Origin of the sequence: Shinella pollutisoli, from assembly GCF_024609765.1 — a bacterium.
GTDB classification, from domain to species: domain Bacteria; phylum Pseudomonadota; class Alphaproteobacteria; order Rhizobiales; family Rhizobiaceae; genus Shinella; species Shinella pollutisoli.
This window is the reverse complement of the sequence record NZ_JANFDG010000023.1, coordinates 13,990-27,748: the sequence shown is the minus strand read 5'-3', so window position 1 is coordinate 27,748 and position 13,759 is coordinate 13,990. Positions and strand designations below refer to the sequence as shown.

The 13,759-nt window shown below is 67.3% G+C and carries 12 protein-coding genes; 7 read left to right on the top strand and 5 right to left on the bottom strand.

Annotation, left to right across the window (positions count from 1 at the left end):
• The first annotated feature begins 73 nt into the window (after positions 1-73).
• A complete protein-coding gene (locus NNZ72_RS18030; protein ID WP_257316862.1) occupies positions 74-793 on the top strand; it encodes a hypothetical protein in 720 nt (239 codons plus the stop codon).
• 95 nt (positions 794-888) lie between these two features.
• Here NNZ72_RS18030 and NNZ72_RS18025 read toward each other — a convergent pair whose 3' ends face one another.
• The gene (locus tag NNZ72_RS18025; protein WP_257316861.1) at positions 889-1,416 is read right to left on the bottom strand and encodes a single-stranded DNA-binding protein; all 528 of its coding nucleotides are present in this window, start codon (positions 1,414-1,416) and stop codon (positions 889-891) included.
• A gap of 267 nt (positions 1,417-1,683) precedes the next feature.
• On the opposite strand from NNZ72_RS18025, the gene uvrA reads away from it, so the two are divergent.
• The 4 genes from uvrA (at position 1,684) to NNZ72_RS18005 (ending at position 6,570) form a co-directional block, all read left to right on the top strand.
• Complete coding sequence (uvrA, locus tag NNZ72_RS18020) at positions 1,684-4,602, top strand: excinuclease ABC subunit UvrA (RefSeq protein ID WP_257316859.1); 2,919 nt, start codon at positions 1,684-1,686, stop codon at positions 4,600-4,602.
• Positions 4,599-4,985, top strand: a complete 387-nt coding sequence (locus NNZ72_RS18015; RefSeq protein ID WP_257316858.1) for a nuclear transport factor 2 family protein — start codon at positions 4,599-4,601, stop codon at positions 4,983-4,985. Before uvrA ends, NNZ72_RS18015 begins: the two co-directional genes overlap by 4 nt.
• A 124-nt stretch (positions 4,986-5,109) precedes the next feature.
• Positions 5,110-5,736 (top strand): glutathione S-transferase family protein, encoded by a 627-nt coding sequence (locus NNZ72_RS18010; protein WP_257316956.1) that lies wholly within the window; start codon positions 5,110-5,112, stop codon positions 5,734-5,736.
• Between the two features lie 30 nt (positions 5,737-5,766).
• Entirely contained in the window at positions 5,767-6,570 is an 804-nt protein-coding gene (locus tag NNZ72_RS18005) for a DUF72 domain-containing protein (protein WP_257316856.1), read from the top strand.
• Between the two features lie 191 nt (positions 6,571-6,761).
• Here NNZ72_RS18005 and NNZ72_RS18000 read toward each other — a convergent pair whose 3' ends face one another.
• A complete protein-coding gene (locus NNZ72_RS18000; RefSeq protein WP_257316855.1) occupies positions 6,762-8,249 on the bottom strand; it encodes an NAD(P)H-hydrate dehydratase in 1,488 nt (495 codons plus the stop codon).
• 367 nt (positions 8,250-8,616) lie between these two features.
• On the opposite strand from NNZ72_RS18000, the gene NNZ72_RS17995 reads away from it, so the two are divergent.
• Both NNZ72_RS17995 and glnA read left to right on the top strand, forming a co-directional pair.
• A complete protein-coding gene (locus NNZ72_RS17995; protein ID WP_011975544.1) occupies positions 8,617-8,955 on the top strand; it encodes a P-II family nitrogen regulator in 339 nt (112 codons plus the stop codon).
• Positions 8,956-9,015: 60 nt separating this feature from the next.
• A complete protein-coding gene (glnA, locus tag NNZ72_RS17990; protein WP_257316843.1) occupies positions 9,016-10,425 on the top strand; it encodes a type I glutamate--ammonia ligase in 1,410 nt (469 codons plus the stop codon).
• Between the two features lie 225 nt (positions 10,426-10,650).
• Here glnA and pyrG read toward each other — a convergent pair whose 3' ends face one another.
• The 3 genes from pyrG to tpiA form a co-directional block, all read right to left on the bottom strand.
• The gene (gene pyrG, locus NNZ72_RS17985; protein ID WP_257316841.1) at positions 10,651-12,279 is read right to left on the bottom strand and encodes a CTP synthase; all 1,629 of its coding nucleotides are present in this window, start codon (positions 12,277-12,279) and stop codon (positions 10,651-10,653) included.
• A gap of 147 nt (positions 12,280-12,426) precedes the next feature.
• Positions 12,427-12,852, bottom strand: coding sequence for a preprotein translocase subunit SecG (gene secG / locus NNZ72_RS17980; protein WP_257316838.1), 426 nt, complete (start codon positions 12,850-12,852; stop codon positions 12,427-12,429).
• 103 nt (positions 12,853-12,955) lie between these two features.
• Complete coding sequence (gene tpiA, locus NNZ72_RS17975) at positions 12,956-13,726, bottom strand: triose-phosphate isomerase (RefSeq protein ID WP_257316836.1); 771 nt, start codon at positions 13,724-13,726, stop codon at positions 12,956-12,958.
• Positions 13,727-13,759 lie beyond the last annotated feature (33 nt).

Below are 13,759 nucleotides of genomic sequence, written 5' to 3'. Positions count from 1 at the left end.
AATATTGATCTAAGGTTTAACGCAGCTATCCTGAAAATCGCACGCCTTCCTGACGGCTTTGGGGGACAAGACGATGACGGCAATGGAATATCTGCAGGAATGGATAAGACAGAACCGGCGCGGCGCGGCGCTGATCTCCGGCGCCATCGCCCTGTTTGCGGCCGTCGCCGTCATCGAGGGATTCGGGCTGCAGCTCGAATCGACGATCCCGAGCATCGTGTGGATCCTGCTGATCGGCTTCCTCCTGCTCATCATCGAGCGTTTCCTCGACGAGCCGTTCGCCGTGCGGGCGCTTTCCTGGTTCTTCGGCGCCCTCGTCGTGCTCTGGGTTCTTGCCTTCATCTGGCACAAGCTCAACCCGGAGAACGAACGCGGCGCCTGCGTCGTCTATTTCTGGCAGCCGTGCCGCATCACGGCGGACAGGCAGGCCGACACGGCGTCGGGAGACAGCGCCGGCCTTCTGGAATGCGCGCCTCCGGCCGTCACGACGACGCCGGCGGTCCAGGTCGGGCAATACCGGGTCTTCATCCAGTTCGCCGGATACAGCCGCAGCACCATCGTCGAGCTCGCCAGGCTGCTCGAGACCGGCGGATGGAACGTGCAGGGCGCCGGCCAGGGCGGTGAACGGATCGCAAGCGCGGCCGGCAAGGCCGAGGTGCGTTATCACACCGGCGACGAGCGGGCGGCGGAGGCGCTGGCGGCCGCCATAAGCGCCAGCAAGGTCAAGACGGTGAAAACGGTGCGCATGGACATCATCACGCCCGGCACCCTCGAGGTCTGGATCGGACAGTAAGGCCGCCGAGCCCGGAGGAAACGGCAAGGGGCAGGACCTTCGCCCTGCCCCGAACCGGGAAATCGCCCCTCTGCCGGGCTCGACGCCAGGATCGCTCAGAACGGAATGTCATCGTCCATGTCGCGCGACATCGGCGAGCCGCCCGAGCGGCTGGCACCGCCGCTTCCGCTGCCGCCGGAGGGGCGCGAACCGTAATCGTCGTAGCTCGGCGCGCCGCCGCCGTAGCCGCCGCCGAAATCGCCGCCGCCGCGGCGCTCGCCGCCGCCCTCGCCGCGCCCGTCGAGCATCGTCAGCGTCGAGTTGAAGCCCTGCAGCACGACTTCCGTCGTGTAGCGGTCGTTGCCGTTCTGGTCCTGCCACTTGCGGGTCTGCAGCTGGCCCTCGACATAGAGCTTCGCGCCCTTCTTCACATATTGCTCGACGACCTTGCACAGGCCCTCGTTGAAGACGACAACGTTGTGCCATTCCGTCTTCTCGCGGCGCTCGCCGCTGTTGCGGTCGCGCCAGCTCTCCGAGGTGGCGATGCGCAGGTTGGCGATCGGCCGACCGTCCTGCGTGCGCCGGATTTCCGGGTCCGCCCCGACGTTGCCGATCAAGATCACCTTGTTGACGCTACCAGCCATGCCCGTCACTTTCCGTTGTCGTGCCGGACCATGGGCCGGCATCATGTCGATACGATGGTCCATCTTACCGGCTGGCGCCGCCCCGCGCCGCCCCGGCCTCACCGTAATCCACAGATCATTGCCAAATTCGTTCTTTTTTTGTTCTAATAATTCCCTACTATCTTGTCAACCGAATCGGAAAGGGGCACGGATTTCCGGGAAAGGCGCATGGACAGGCGCCCGCCCGTCCCTACATAGGGGGCACAACGACCTCAGACGCTGGACACCATGAGCGACCTCAAGACCATTTCCATCCGCGGCGCGCGCGAGCACAACCTCAAGGGCATCGATCTCGACCTGCCGCGCAACAAGCTGATCGTCATGACCGGGCTTTCGGGCTCCGGCAAATCGTCGCTCGCCTTCGACACGATCTATGCCGAGGGCCAGCGCCGCTATGTCGAGAGCCTCTCGGCCTATGCGCGCCAGTTCCTGGAGATGATGCAGAAGCCGGACGTCGACCAGATCGACGGGCTGTCGCCCGCCATCTCCATCGAGCAGAAGACCACCTCGAAGAACCCGCGCTCGACCGTCGGCACGGTCACCGAGATCTACGACTACATGCGCCTGCTCTTCGCCCGCGTCGGCGTGCCCTATTCGCCGGCGACGGGCCTGCCGATCGAGAGCCAGACGGTGAGCCAGATGGTCGACCGGGTGCTGGATTTCGGCGAGGGCACGCGGCTCTACATCCTCGCGCCCGTCGTGCGCGGCCGCAAGGGCGAGTACAGGAAGGAACTCGCCGAGCTGATGAAGAAGGGGTTCCAGCGCGTCAAGGTCGACGGGCAGTTCTACGAGATCGCCGACGTGCCGGCGCTCGACAAGAAATACAAGCACGACATCGACGTGGTGGTCGATCGCGTCGTCGTCAGGCCCGACCTCGCGACGCGGCTCGCCGACAGCCTGGAGACGTGCCTGTCGCTCGCCGACGGGCTCGCGGTCGCCGAATTCGCCGACAGGCCGCTGCCGCCGGAGGAGACGGCGGCGGGCGGCTCGGCCAACAAGTCGCTCAACGAGACGCACGAGCGCGTGCTGTTTTCCGAAAAGTTCGCCTGCCCCGTCTCCGGCTTCACCATCCCGGAGATCGAGCCGCGGCTCTTCTCCTTCAACAACCCCTTCGGCGCCTGCCCGACCTGCGACGGGCTCGGCAGCCAGCAGAAGATCGATCCGGAGCTGATCGTGCCCGAGCAGCAGCGGACGCTGCGCGACGGCGCCATCTCGCCCTGGGCGAAATCCTCCTCGCCCTACTACAACCAGACGCTGGAGGCGCTCGGCGCGGCTTACGGCTTCAAGCTCTCCAACCGCTGGAGCGAGCTTTCCGAGGAGGCGCGGGACGCGATCCTGTTCGGCACCAAGGAGAAGGTGGAGTTCCACTACCAGGACGGCGCGCGCGCCTACAAGACGGTGAAGACCTTCGAGGGCATCGTGCCGAACCTGGAGCGGCGCTGGAAGGAGACGGATTCGGCCTGGGCGCGCGAGGAGATCGAGCGCTACATGTCCGCCGCCCCCTGCCCGGCCTGCGCCGGCTACCGCCTCAAGCCGGAGGCGCTGGCGGTGAAGATCGGCGGGCTGCACATCGGCGAGGCCACGGCCATGTCTATCCGGGTGGCGCGCGACTGGTTCGAGGCGCTGCCGGAGCGGCTCTCGCCCAAGCAGAACGAGATCGCCGTGCGCATCCTCAAGGAGATCCGCGAGCGGCTGCGCTTCCTCAACGACGTCGGCCTCGAATATCTGTCGCTGTCGCGCAATTCCGGCACGCTGTCGGGCGGCGAGAGCCAGCGTATCCGCCTCGCCTCGCAGATCGGCTCGGGGCTGACGGGCGTGCTCTACGTGCTCGACGAGCCGTCGATCGGCCTGCACCAGCGCGACAACGCCCGCCTCCTCGACACGCTCCGGCACCTGCGCGACATCGGCAACACGGTGATCGTCGTCGAGCACGACGAGGACGCCATCCTGACGGCCGACCACGTGGTCGATATCGGCCCCGCCGCCGGCATCCACGGCGGCGAGGTCGTCGCCCAGGGCACGCCGGACGACATCATCGCCAGCCCCGCCTCGCTCACCGGCAAATATCTTTCCGGAGAACTCTCCGTCGCGGTGCCGGCGGAGCGGCGCAAGCCGCAGAAGAAGAAGGAGATCCGCGTCGTCGGCGCGCGCGCCAACAACCTGAAGGACGTGACCGCGGCCATCCCGCTCGGCGTCTTCACGGCGGTGACGGGCGTGTCCGGCGGCGGCAAGTCGACCTTCCTGATCGAGACGCTCTACAAGGCGGCGGCGCGGCGCATCATGGGCGCGCGCGAGATCCCGGCCGAGCACGAGCGCATCGACGGCTTTGAATATATCGACAAGGTCATCGACATCGACCAGTCGCCGATCGGCCGCACGCCGCGCTCCAACCCGGCCACCTATACCGGCGCCTTCACGCCGATCCGCGACTGGTTCGCGGGCCTGCCGGAGGCGAAGGCGCGCGGCTACCAGCCCGGCCGCTTCTCCTTCAACGTCAAGGGCGGGCGCTGCGAGGCCTGCCAGGGCGACGGCGTCATCAAGATCGAGATGCACTTCCTGCCGGACGTCTACGTCACCTGCGACGTCTGCCACGGCAAGCGCTACAACCGCGAGACGTTGGACGTCACCTTCAAGGGCAAGTCGATCGCCGACGTGCTCGACATGACGGTGGAGGAAGGCGTCGAGTTCTTCGCCGCCGTGCCGGCGGTGCGCGACAAGCTCGTCACGCTCAACCAGGTCGGCCTCGGCTACATCAAGGTCGGCCAGCAGGCGAACACGCTGTCGGGCGGTGAGGCGCAGCGCGTCAAGCTCGCCAAGGAACTGTCGCGCCGCTCGACCGGCCGCACGCTCTACATCCTCGACGAGCCGACGACGGGCCTGCACTTCCACGATGTGGCGAAGCTGCTCGAGGTGCTGCACGAGCTCGTCAACCAGGGCAATTCGGTCGTCGTCATCGAGCACAATCTGGAGGTCATCAAGACTGCCGACTGGATCATCGACTTCGGCCCCGAGGGCGGCGACGGCGGCGGCGAGGTGATCGCCGAGGGCACGCCGGAGGATGTGGTCAAGGTCAAGCGCTCCTATACCGGCCAGTTCCTGAAGGAGCTCCTGGAGCGCCGGCCGATGAAGAGGGCGGCGGCCGAATGACGGCCGACCGGGAAACGGCCGTCCGGCAGGCGGTCGAGCGGCTGGGTGTGCTGCTCTTCGCCAAGGACGCGGCGATCGCCGAAGAGTTCGCGCCCGACGCCGTGCTCGCCGGATCGGAGACGGGCGAGCGGGCCGATGGCCGTGACGCCGTCGCGAAGCTCTTCGCCGGCCTGATGGAGAAGCCGCGGACGGTCCGCTGGGCCTGGGACAGCCTCGACGTCTCGGTCGCCGGCGACCTCGCCTGGATTTTTGCAGAAGGAAACGCCCTCCTCGGCCAGGACGACGGGGAGCGCGCCTTTCCCTACCGGCTCTCGGGCGTCCTGCGCTTTCGCGACGGGACGTGGAGGTGGCAGCTGTTCCACGGTTCCGAGCCGGCGGGCTGATGTTTCGACGGAGGAGACCATGATCCCAATCCGGCATCATCGGCATCGGCGGCTGGATGGTCGATCCTCGCGAGGAGCGCCGCGAACGGTGGCCAATGAAGAAGACGGCGGCGGAGCAGCGCGCATGATCCTGATCGGCCAGTACGATTCCTCCTATGTGCGGCGCGTGGCGATCGCCATGCGGCTCTACGGCCTCGCCTTCGAGCATCGCCCGTGGTCGGTGTTCGGCGACGCCGGGAAGCTGCAGGCGGTCAATCCGCTGATGCGCGTGCCGACGCTCGTGCTCGACGACGGCGACATCGTCGCCGACAGCGCGTCGATCCTCGACCATCTCGACGGGCTGGTGCCCGCCGACCGCCGGCTGGTGCCGCAGGCGGGGCCGGCGCGCCGCCATGCGCTCAAGGTCATGGCCTTCGCAACGGGCCTCGCGGACAAGGGCGTCAGCCTGTTCTACGAGCTGCACCTGCACGAGACGCCTTCGGCCGGCTGGGTCGAGCGATGCCGCTCGCAGATCCTCGCCACGCTCGGCGCGCTCGAGGCCGACCGCGCAAACCGGACGGGCGACCACTGGTTCGGCACTGCGATCGGGCACGCCGATATCGCCGTCGCCTGCGCCTGGCGCCATGTGGGCGAGGCGCATCCGGGGCTGATCGATGCCGCCGCCTATCCCGCGCTCGCCGCGCATTGCGCGCGGCTGGAAGCGCTGCCGGTGTTCCGGGAGATTTTCCAGCCTTTCGCCGCACCGGCCTGAGACCCGTCCTGTCCGTCGAGGAGAACCGACATGAGCACATCCGGCATCATCCGCACCGGCATCGGCGGCTGGACCTTCGATCCGTGGGAAGGCACCTTCTATCCGGACAAGCTGCCGAAGAAGCGCCAGCTCGAATATGCGAGCCGCGAGCTCTCGGCCATCGAGGTGAACGGCACCTATTACGGCTCGCAGAAGCCGGAGACCTTCGCCAAGTGGGCGAGCGAGGTGCCGGACGGCTTCATCTTCTCGCTCAAGGCGAGCCGCTTCACCACCAACCGCAAGGTCCTGGCCGACGGCGGCGAATCCGTCGAGCGGTTCCTGACGCAGGGGCTGACCGAGCTCGGCGACCATCTCGGCCCGATCCTCTGGCAGTTCCCGCCGACGAAGAAGTTCGAGCCGGAGGATTTCGAGGCCTTCCTGAAGCTCCTGCCGGAGAAGCTCGACGGGCTTTCGCTGAAACATGCGCTGGAAGTCCGCCACGAGACGTTCAAGGTGCCGGAATTCGCGGCCCTCGCCCGCAAGTACAAAATGGCGATCGTCTACGCGCAGCACGAGGATTATCCGGAGATCGCCGACGTGACGGCGGATTTCGTCTATGCCCGCCTGCAGAAGGGCTCCGACGACATTCCGACCTGCTATCCGGAAAAGGCGCTGGACGAATGGGCGGGACGGCTCAAGGCGTGGGCCGGCGGCGGCGAGCCGGGCGACCTGTCGAAGGTCGACCCGGATGTGAAGCCTGCGAAGACAGCCCGCGACGTCTTCGCCTTCTTCATCACCTCCGGCAAGGTGAACGCGCCGAACGGCGCGCGCGAACTCAAGAAACGGACCGGCTGAGGCCTGGTCGCTTGTGGAATGACGAGGCTCCTCCTGCTTCCTTCTCCCCCCGGGAGAGGTCGCGGCAGCGGGATGAGGGGGACGCCGCAGGCGACCTTGCGGTGCGTTCCACCCCCTCATCCGGCCCTTCGGGCCACCCTCTCCCCGGCGGGGAGAAGGGGAACGGCAGCGCCGCTTTCCATGGGCATCGCTTACGGGCGCGGCCAGGGCGGGATGGCGGCGGGCAGGTCTTCCGCCGTCAGCCCCTCGCCTGCGATACGTCCCGCCTCGCCATGGCGCCAGACGGCACTTGCCGCCGCCTCGAAGGCAGGCATGCCCTGCGCCAGATGCGCGCCGACGATGCCGGCGAGCACGTCGCCGGAACCGGCCGTGGCGAGCCAGGGCGGGGCGTTGTCGTTGACGAGCGCACGGCCGTCGGGGCTCGCGATCACCGTGTCCGCCCCCTTCAGCACCACCACGGCATGGCTGCGGGCGGCCGCCTGCTGCGCGCGGTCGATCTTCGACAGCGTGCCGTCCTCGGCGAGATCGGGGAAAAGACGGGCGAACTCGCCGTCGTGCGGCGTCAGCACGAGCCGCGGCGCGCCCTCGGCAAAGAGCGGGAACAGCGCTTCCGGCGCGTCGCGGAAGGCGGTGATGCCGTCGGCGTCGAGCACCAGCCGGCGCCCCGCTTCGGCGATCCGGCGGACGTAGGCCCGCGCCCTTTCCATGTCGCCGAAGCCGGGGCCGAGGACGAAGGCGGCGAGCCGGCGGTCTTCGAGCAGGCGGGAGAGATCCTCCTCGCCGTCGACCTCCTTGAGCATCACCGCCGTCAGCTGCGCGGCATTGGCGGCAAGGGCCGGCTCCGGCGACAGCAGCGTCACCAGCCCGGCGCCGGCGCACAGCCCCGCGGCGGCGGAGAGCCGGGCGGCGCCCGTCGCCGTCGCCGGGCCGGAGAAGACGGCGAGATGGCCGCGGGTATACTTGTGCGCGGCCTGGCCTGCGGCCGGCAGCGCGCCGCCCCAGATCGCCGGCGAATTGAGGCGGATATGCCGGGAATGGCGCATCAGGATGCGCGCCGGTATGCCGATGTCGAACACCTCGACCGTGCCGCAGAGCGACCGGCCGGGCATCAGCAGGTGCCCCGGCTTGCGGCAGACGAAGGTGACGGTCATCGCCGCCTTGAAGGCGGCGCCCAGCACCGCGCCGGTGCGCCCGTCGACGCCCGAGGGCAGGTCGACGGCGACGACCGGCAGCGCCAGCGTGCCGACCGCCTCCACCGCCCGCAGCGCGGCCTCCGGCAGGTCGCGCGCCAGCCCCGCGCCGAACAGCGCGTCGATGACGACGTCGCCCGTCTCTGGGCGGAAATCCTGCAGCGGGGCCGCGGCGCCGGCCCAGGCGGAAGACATCGCCGCCGCGTCGCCCGCAAGCCGCGCCGGATCGCCGAGCGCGAAGACCGCGACATCGGCACCCGCCGCGCTGAGCGCGCGCGCCGCCACGTAGCCGTCGCCGCCGTTATTGCCGGGCCCGCAGAGGACGACGAAGCGTAAAGCGCCGGGAAAGCGCCGGAGTGCCGCGGCGGCCACCGCCTGCCCTGCCCGCTCCATCAGGCCGAGACTGGAAATGCCGGAATCCGCGGCGTCCCGGTCGACGGCGGCCATGTCCGCGGGCGGGATGACGAGGGTATCGCGTTCGCTGTGCATGCCTCACCATGTCAGGAAATGCGGGCCGCGAACAGGGCCGCCCGCCACGTTGCGGCAAAAGGCCATTTTTTATGCATCTGCATAATTGGAATGCTCAAATAGGGGGCTTTGCGGCATCGATCCGGTCATTCGCGCGGCATGCAGCCGCCCGGGGACGCGCAGGGTGACAATTTTTAGGCAAATCCCCTCTGGTTCTTTTCTCCGGAAAGCCGCATGATCGCCGGCGCGACGGCGTGTGGGGCGAAGAAAAAAGACGCATTTCGTCCGGTCCGGCGCCGTCGCGATGGAAACTGGCACGCCACGTGCATCAGAGTGGGCAGCGGGGTCGATCCCCGCGCAAACGGGAGAAGCGGAGAGACATTTTCTCATGAAAAAGATCGAAGCGATCATCAAGCCCTTCAAGCTCGATGAAGTGAAGGAAGCCCTTCAGGAAGTCGGCCTGCAGGGCATCACCGTCACCGAGGCGAAGGGCTTTGGACGCCAGAAGGGCCATACGGAACTCTACCGTGGCGCCGAATACGTCGTCGACTTCCTGCCGAAGGTGAAGGTCGAAGTCGTTCTGGCGGACGAGAATGCGGAGGCCGTCATCGAGGCGATCCGCAACGCCGCGCAGACCGGTCGCATCGGCGACGGGAAGATCTTCGTCTCCAACGTCGAAGAGGTCATCCGCATCCGCACCGGCGAGACCGGCATCGACGCCATCTGATCCCGCCCGGCCGTCCGGCCGAGGCTTTCCACCTCGTCATTCACACAGGGACCATAAAATATGACGACTGCCAACGATATCCTCAAGCAAATCAAGGAAAACGACGTCAAGTTCGTCGACCTGCGCTTCACCGACCCCAAGGGCAAGCTGCATCACCTGACGATGGACGTCTCCTGCGTCGACGAAGACATGTTCGCCGACGGCGTCATGTTCGACGGTTCCTCGATCGGCGGCTGGAAGGCCATCAACGAATCCGACATGGTGCTGATGCCCGACCCGGCGACCGTCCACATGGACCCGTTCTTCGCGCAGTCCACCCTGGTCGTCATGTGCGACATCCTCGACCCGGTCTCCGGCGAGGCCTACAACCGCGACCCGCGCGGCACCGCCAAGAAGGCCGAGGCCTATCTCAAGGCGTCCGGCATCGGCGACACCGTCTATGTCGGCCCGGAGCCGGAATTCTTCGTCTTCGACGACGTCAAGTACAAGGCCGACCCCTACAATACCGGCTTCAAGCTCGACTCGTCCGAGCTGCCGTCGAACGACGACACCGACTACGAGACCGGCAACCTCGGCCATCGCCCGCGCGTCAAGGGCGGCTACTTCCCGGTTCCGCCGATCGACTCGTGCCAGGACATGCGCTCGGAGATGCTGACGGTGCTCGCCGAGATGGGCGTCGTCGTCGAGAAGCAGCACCACGAGGTCGCCGCCGCCCAGCACGAGCTCGGCGTCAAGTTCGACACGCTGGTGCGCAACGCCGACAAGATCCAGATCTACAAGTACGTCGTCCACCAGGTCGCCAACGCCTACGGCAAGACGGCCACCTTCATGCCGAAGCCGATCTTCGGCGACAACGGCTCGGGCATGCACGTGCACCAGTCGATCTGGAAGGACGGCAAGCCGACCTTCGCCGGCGACGAATATGCGGGCCTGTCGGAAACCTGCCTCTACTACATCGGCGGCATCATCAAGCATGCCAAGGCAATCAACGCCTTCTCCAACCCGACGACGAACTCCTACAAGCGTCTCGTCCCGGGCTACGAGGCGCCGGTGCTGCTCGCCTATTCGGCCCGCAATCGCTCGGCCTCGTGCCGCATCCCGTTCGGCACGGGTCCGAAGTCCAAGCGCGTCGAGGTCCGCTTCCCCGACCCGCTGGCGAACCCCTACCTCGCCTTCGCCGCCATGCTGATGGCCGGCGTCGACGGCATCAAGAACAAGATCCATCCCGGCAAGGCCATGGACAAGGACCTCTACGACCTGCCGCCGAAGGAACTGAAGAAGATCCCGACCGTCTGCGGTTCGCTGCGCGAAGCGCTGGAGAGCCTCGACAAGGACCGCAAGTTCCTGACGGCCGGCGGCGTGTTCGACGACGACCAGATCGACGCCTATATCGAGCTGAAGATGGCAGAAGTCATGCGCTTCGAGATGACGCCGCATCCGGTCGAGTTCGACATGTACTATTCCGCCTGACCGGTCTTCCTTTCTCCCCGGCGGGGAGAAGGTGGCCCCAAGGGCCGGATGAGGGGGAAACGCATAGCGATCACGCCTGCGGCGTCCCCTCATCCCGCTGCCGCGACCTTCTCCCCGCGGGGGAGAAGGGACAAGAGGCACTGCCATCATTCCAAAGCAGCCCTCCCGAAACGAAAAAACCCGGCGCAAGGCCGGGCTTTTTGTCGGAAGCGACGGCGGTGCCCGTCAGACGAGGCGGCTCTGCTCCAGCGCGGCCGCGACGAAGCTCGCGAACAGCGGATGCGGGTCGAGCGGGCGGCTCTTCAATTCCGGATGGTACTGCACGCCGATGAACCAGGGATGGTCGGCATATTCCACCGTCTCCGGCAGGAGGCCGTCCGGCGACATGCCGGAGAAGACGAGGCCGCAGCCCTCCAGCCGGTCCTTGTAGTCGACATTCACCTCGTAGCGATGGCGATGGCGCTCGGAAATCTCCGTGGTGCCGTAGATATCGGCGATCCTGGTGCCGGTCTTGAGGGCGGCGCGGTAGGCGCCGAGCCGCATGGTGCCGCCGAGGTCGCCCGCGGCAGAGCGCTTCTCCAGCTCGTTGCCCTTGACCCATTCCGTCATCAGGCCGACGACCGGCTCGCTCGTCTTGCCGAATTCAGTGGAGGAGGCCTTGTCGATGCCGGCGAGATTGCGCGCCGCCTCGACCACGGCCATCTGCATGCCGAAGCAGATGCCGAAATAGGGCACCTTGCGCTCGCGCGCGAAACGCGCCGCGTTGATCTTGCCCTCGGAGCCGCGTTCGCCGAAGCCGCCGGGAACGAGGATGCCGTGCACCTTCTCCAGGTAGGGCGCCGGGTCCTCCTTCTCGAAGACCTCCGACTCGATCCACTCCAGCTTGACCTTGACGTGGTTGGCGATGCCGCCGTGGTAGAGCGCCTCGATCAGCGACTTGTAGGCGTCCTTGAGGCCGGTGTACTTGCCGACGATGGCGATCGTCACCTCGCCTTCCGGCGTGCGGATGCGCTCGGACACGGTCTCCCACGCCTCCAGGCGCGGCTTGGGCGCCGGCTCGATGCCGAAGGCGGCGAGCACCTCGTCGTCGAGGCCTTCCTTGTGATAGGCGAGCGGCACGTCGTAGATCGAGGCGACGTCGAGCGCCTGGATGACGGCGGACGGGCGCACGTTGCAGAACAGCGATAGCTTCCGGCGCTCGGCCTCGGGGATTTCCCGGTCGGCGCGCACGAGCAGGATGTTGGGATGGATGCCGAGCGCCTGCAGCTCCTTCACCGAATGCTGCGTCGGCTTGGTCTTCAGCTCGCCGGCGGCCGGGATATAGGGCATCAGCGTCAGATGCACGTAGACGGCGGTGTTGCGCGGCAGGTCGTTGCCGAGCTGGCGGATCGCCTCCATGAAGGGCATCGCCTCGATGTCGCCGACCGTGCCGCCGATCTCGCAGATCACGAAGTCGTAGTCCTCGTTGCCCTCGGTGACGAAGGCCTTGATCTCGTTGGTGACGTGCGGGATGACCTGGACGGTGGCGCCGAGATAGTCGCCGCGCCGCTCCTTGTCGATGATGTTCTTGTAGATGCGGCCGGTGGTGATGTTGTCGGTCTTGGTCGCCGAGCGGCCGGTGAAGCGCTCGTAATGGCCGAGGTCGAGGTCGGTCTCCGCGCCGTCGTCGGTGACGAACACCTCGCCGTGCTGCGTCGGGCTCATCGTGCCCGGGTCGACGTTGAGGTAGGGGTCCAGCTTCCTCAGCCGCACGCGGTAGCCGCGCGCCTGCAGGAGAGCTCCGAGAGCGGCGGCCGCGATGCCTTTTCCGAGAGAAGAAACCACGCCGCCAGTGATGAATACATATCGCGCCATGGGAGTCACCGGATACCTTTTCAAAAACGATTCCGCCACCGAAAAATCACCGCGGGCGGCGATCCGGAAGGGGCAATCGGCGTTTTACACAAGAAGAAGGCCGGTTGGGTTTCGCCAACCGGCCGGTTCGTTTCGGTCCCCTGCGGCTTACTGGCCGCTCGGCACGTCGGAATTGCTCTGGCCGGCCGTGCCCGCGCCGTCCGCCGGAACGGTGTCGGAGGTCGCCGGCGCCTGCTCGCTCGTGCCGGATGCGGGCGCCTGGCCCTGCTCGCCTTCGCCGCCGCCGAGCGCATCGAGGACGCCGCCCGTGCCGGTCGTGCCCGGAATGCGGTCGAGGATGTCGGTCGGCTGCGTCTCGTAGCGGGCGAGGATGCCCATGGCGAGCGCCAGCACGAAGAAGAGCGCCGCCAGGATCGCCGTCGCGCGGGTCAGCGCGTTGGCCGTGCCGCGCGCCGACATGAAGCCGGACCCGCCGCCGATGCCGAGGCCGCCGCCTTCCGAGCGCTGGATCAGCACCACGCCGATGAGCGCGACGACGACCATGAGATAGATGACGAGCAAGATGGTCTGCATGTTTTCGATATCCGGGGCGCGCGGCCCAAATGGGAGTTAGCGGCTCCTTATACCAAGCCGCCCGTCATTCCAAGCCCTCGCCGCCATTCGGGCGGCGCGCCCGTCAGGCCGTGAGCTCTTCGTATGCCCGGTAGATGGCGAGGAAGTCGGCCGCTTTCAAGCTCGCCCCGCCGATCAGCGCGCCGTCGACATTGGCTACGCCCATCAGCTCCTTCGCGTTGGCGGGCTTCACCGAGCCGCCGTAGAGGATGCGCATCCTCGCGCCCTCTTCCGCAAAGCGTGCGGCAAGCTCGGCGCGCATGAAGGCATGCGCCTCCTCGACGTCGGCGGCGGTCGGCGTGAGCCCCGTGCCGATCGCCCAGACCGGCTCGTAGGCGATCACGGTGTTGGCGGCGGTCGCCCCGTCCGGGACGGAGCCGGCGAGCTGCGCCTTCAGCACGTCGAGCGTCCTGCCCGCCTTACGCTCCTCGCCCGTCTCGCCGATGCAGACGATGGCGACGAGCTCGTTCTCGTGGGCGATCCGGGCCTTGGCGCGCACCAGCGCGTCGCTCTCGCCGTGGTCGGTGCGTCGCTCGGAATGGCCGACGATGACATGGGTGCCGAAGCAGTCGGCGATCATCTCGGCGGAGATGTCGCCGGTATGGGCGCCGGAGGCCTTCTCGTGGCAATCCTGCGCGCCGATCTTCAGCGGGCTGTCGTCTGAGAGGGCGGTGGCGACGTAGAGCAGCGTCGCCGGCGGGCAGATCAGCGTCTCCACCCTCTGCGCCAGCGCGCCCTTCACGCCTTCGGCCATCGCCTTGATCTGGTCGAGCGATGCGCGCGTGCCGTTCATCTTCCAGTTCCCGGCAACAAGCGGGGTCACGTCCGGCGTCATGGGGGCTCCCTTTCCTTCCATCTCGGTCGGCTT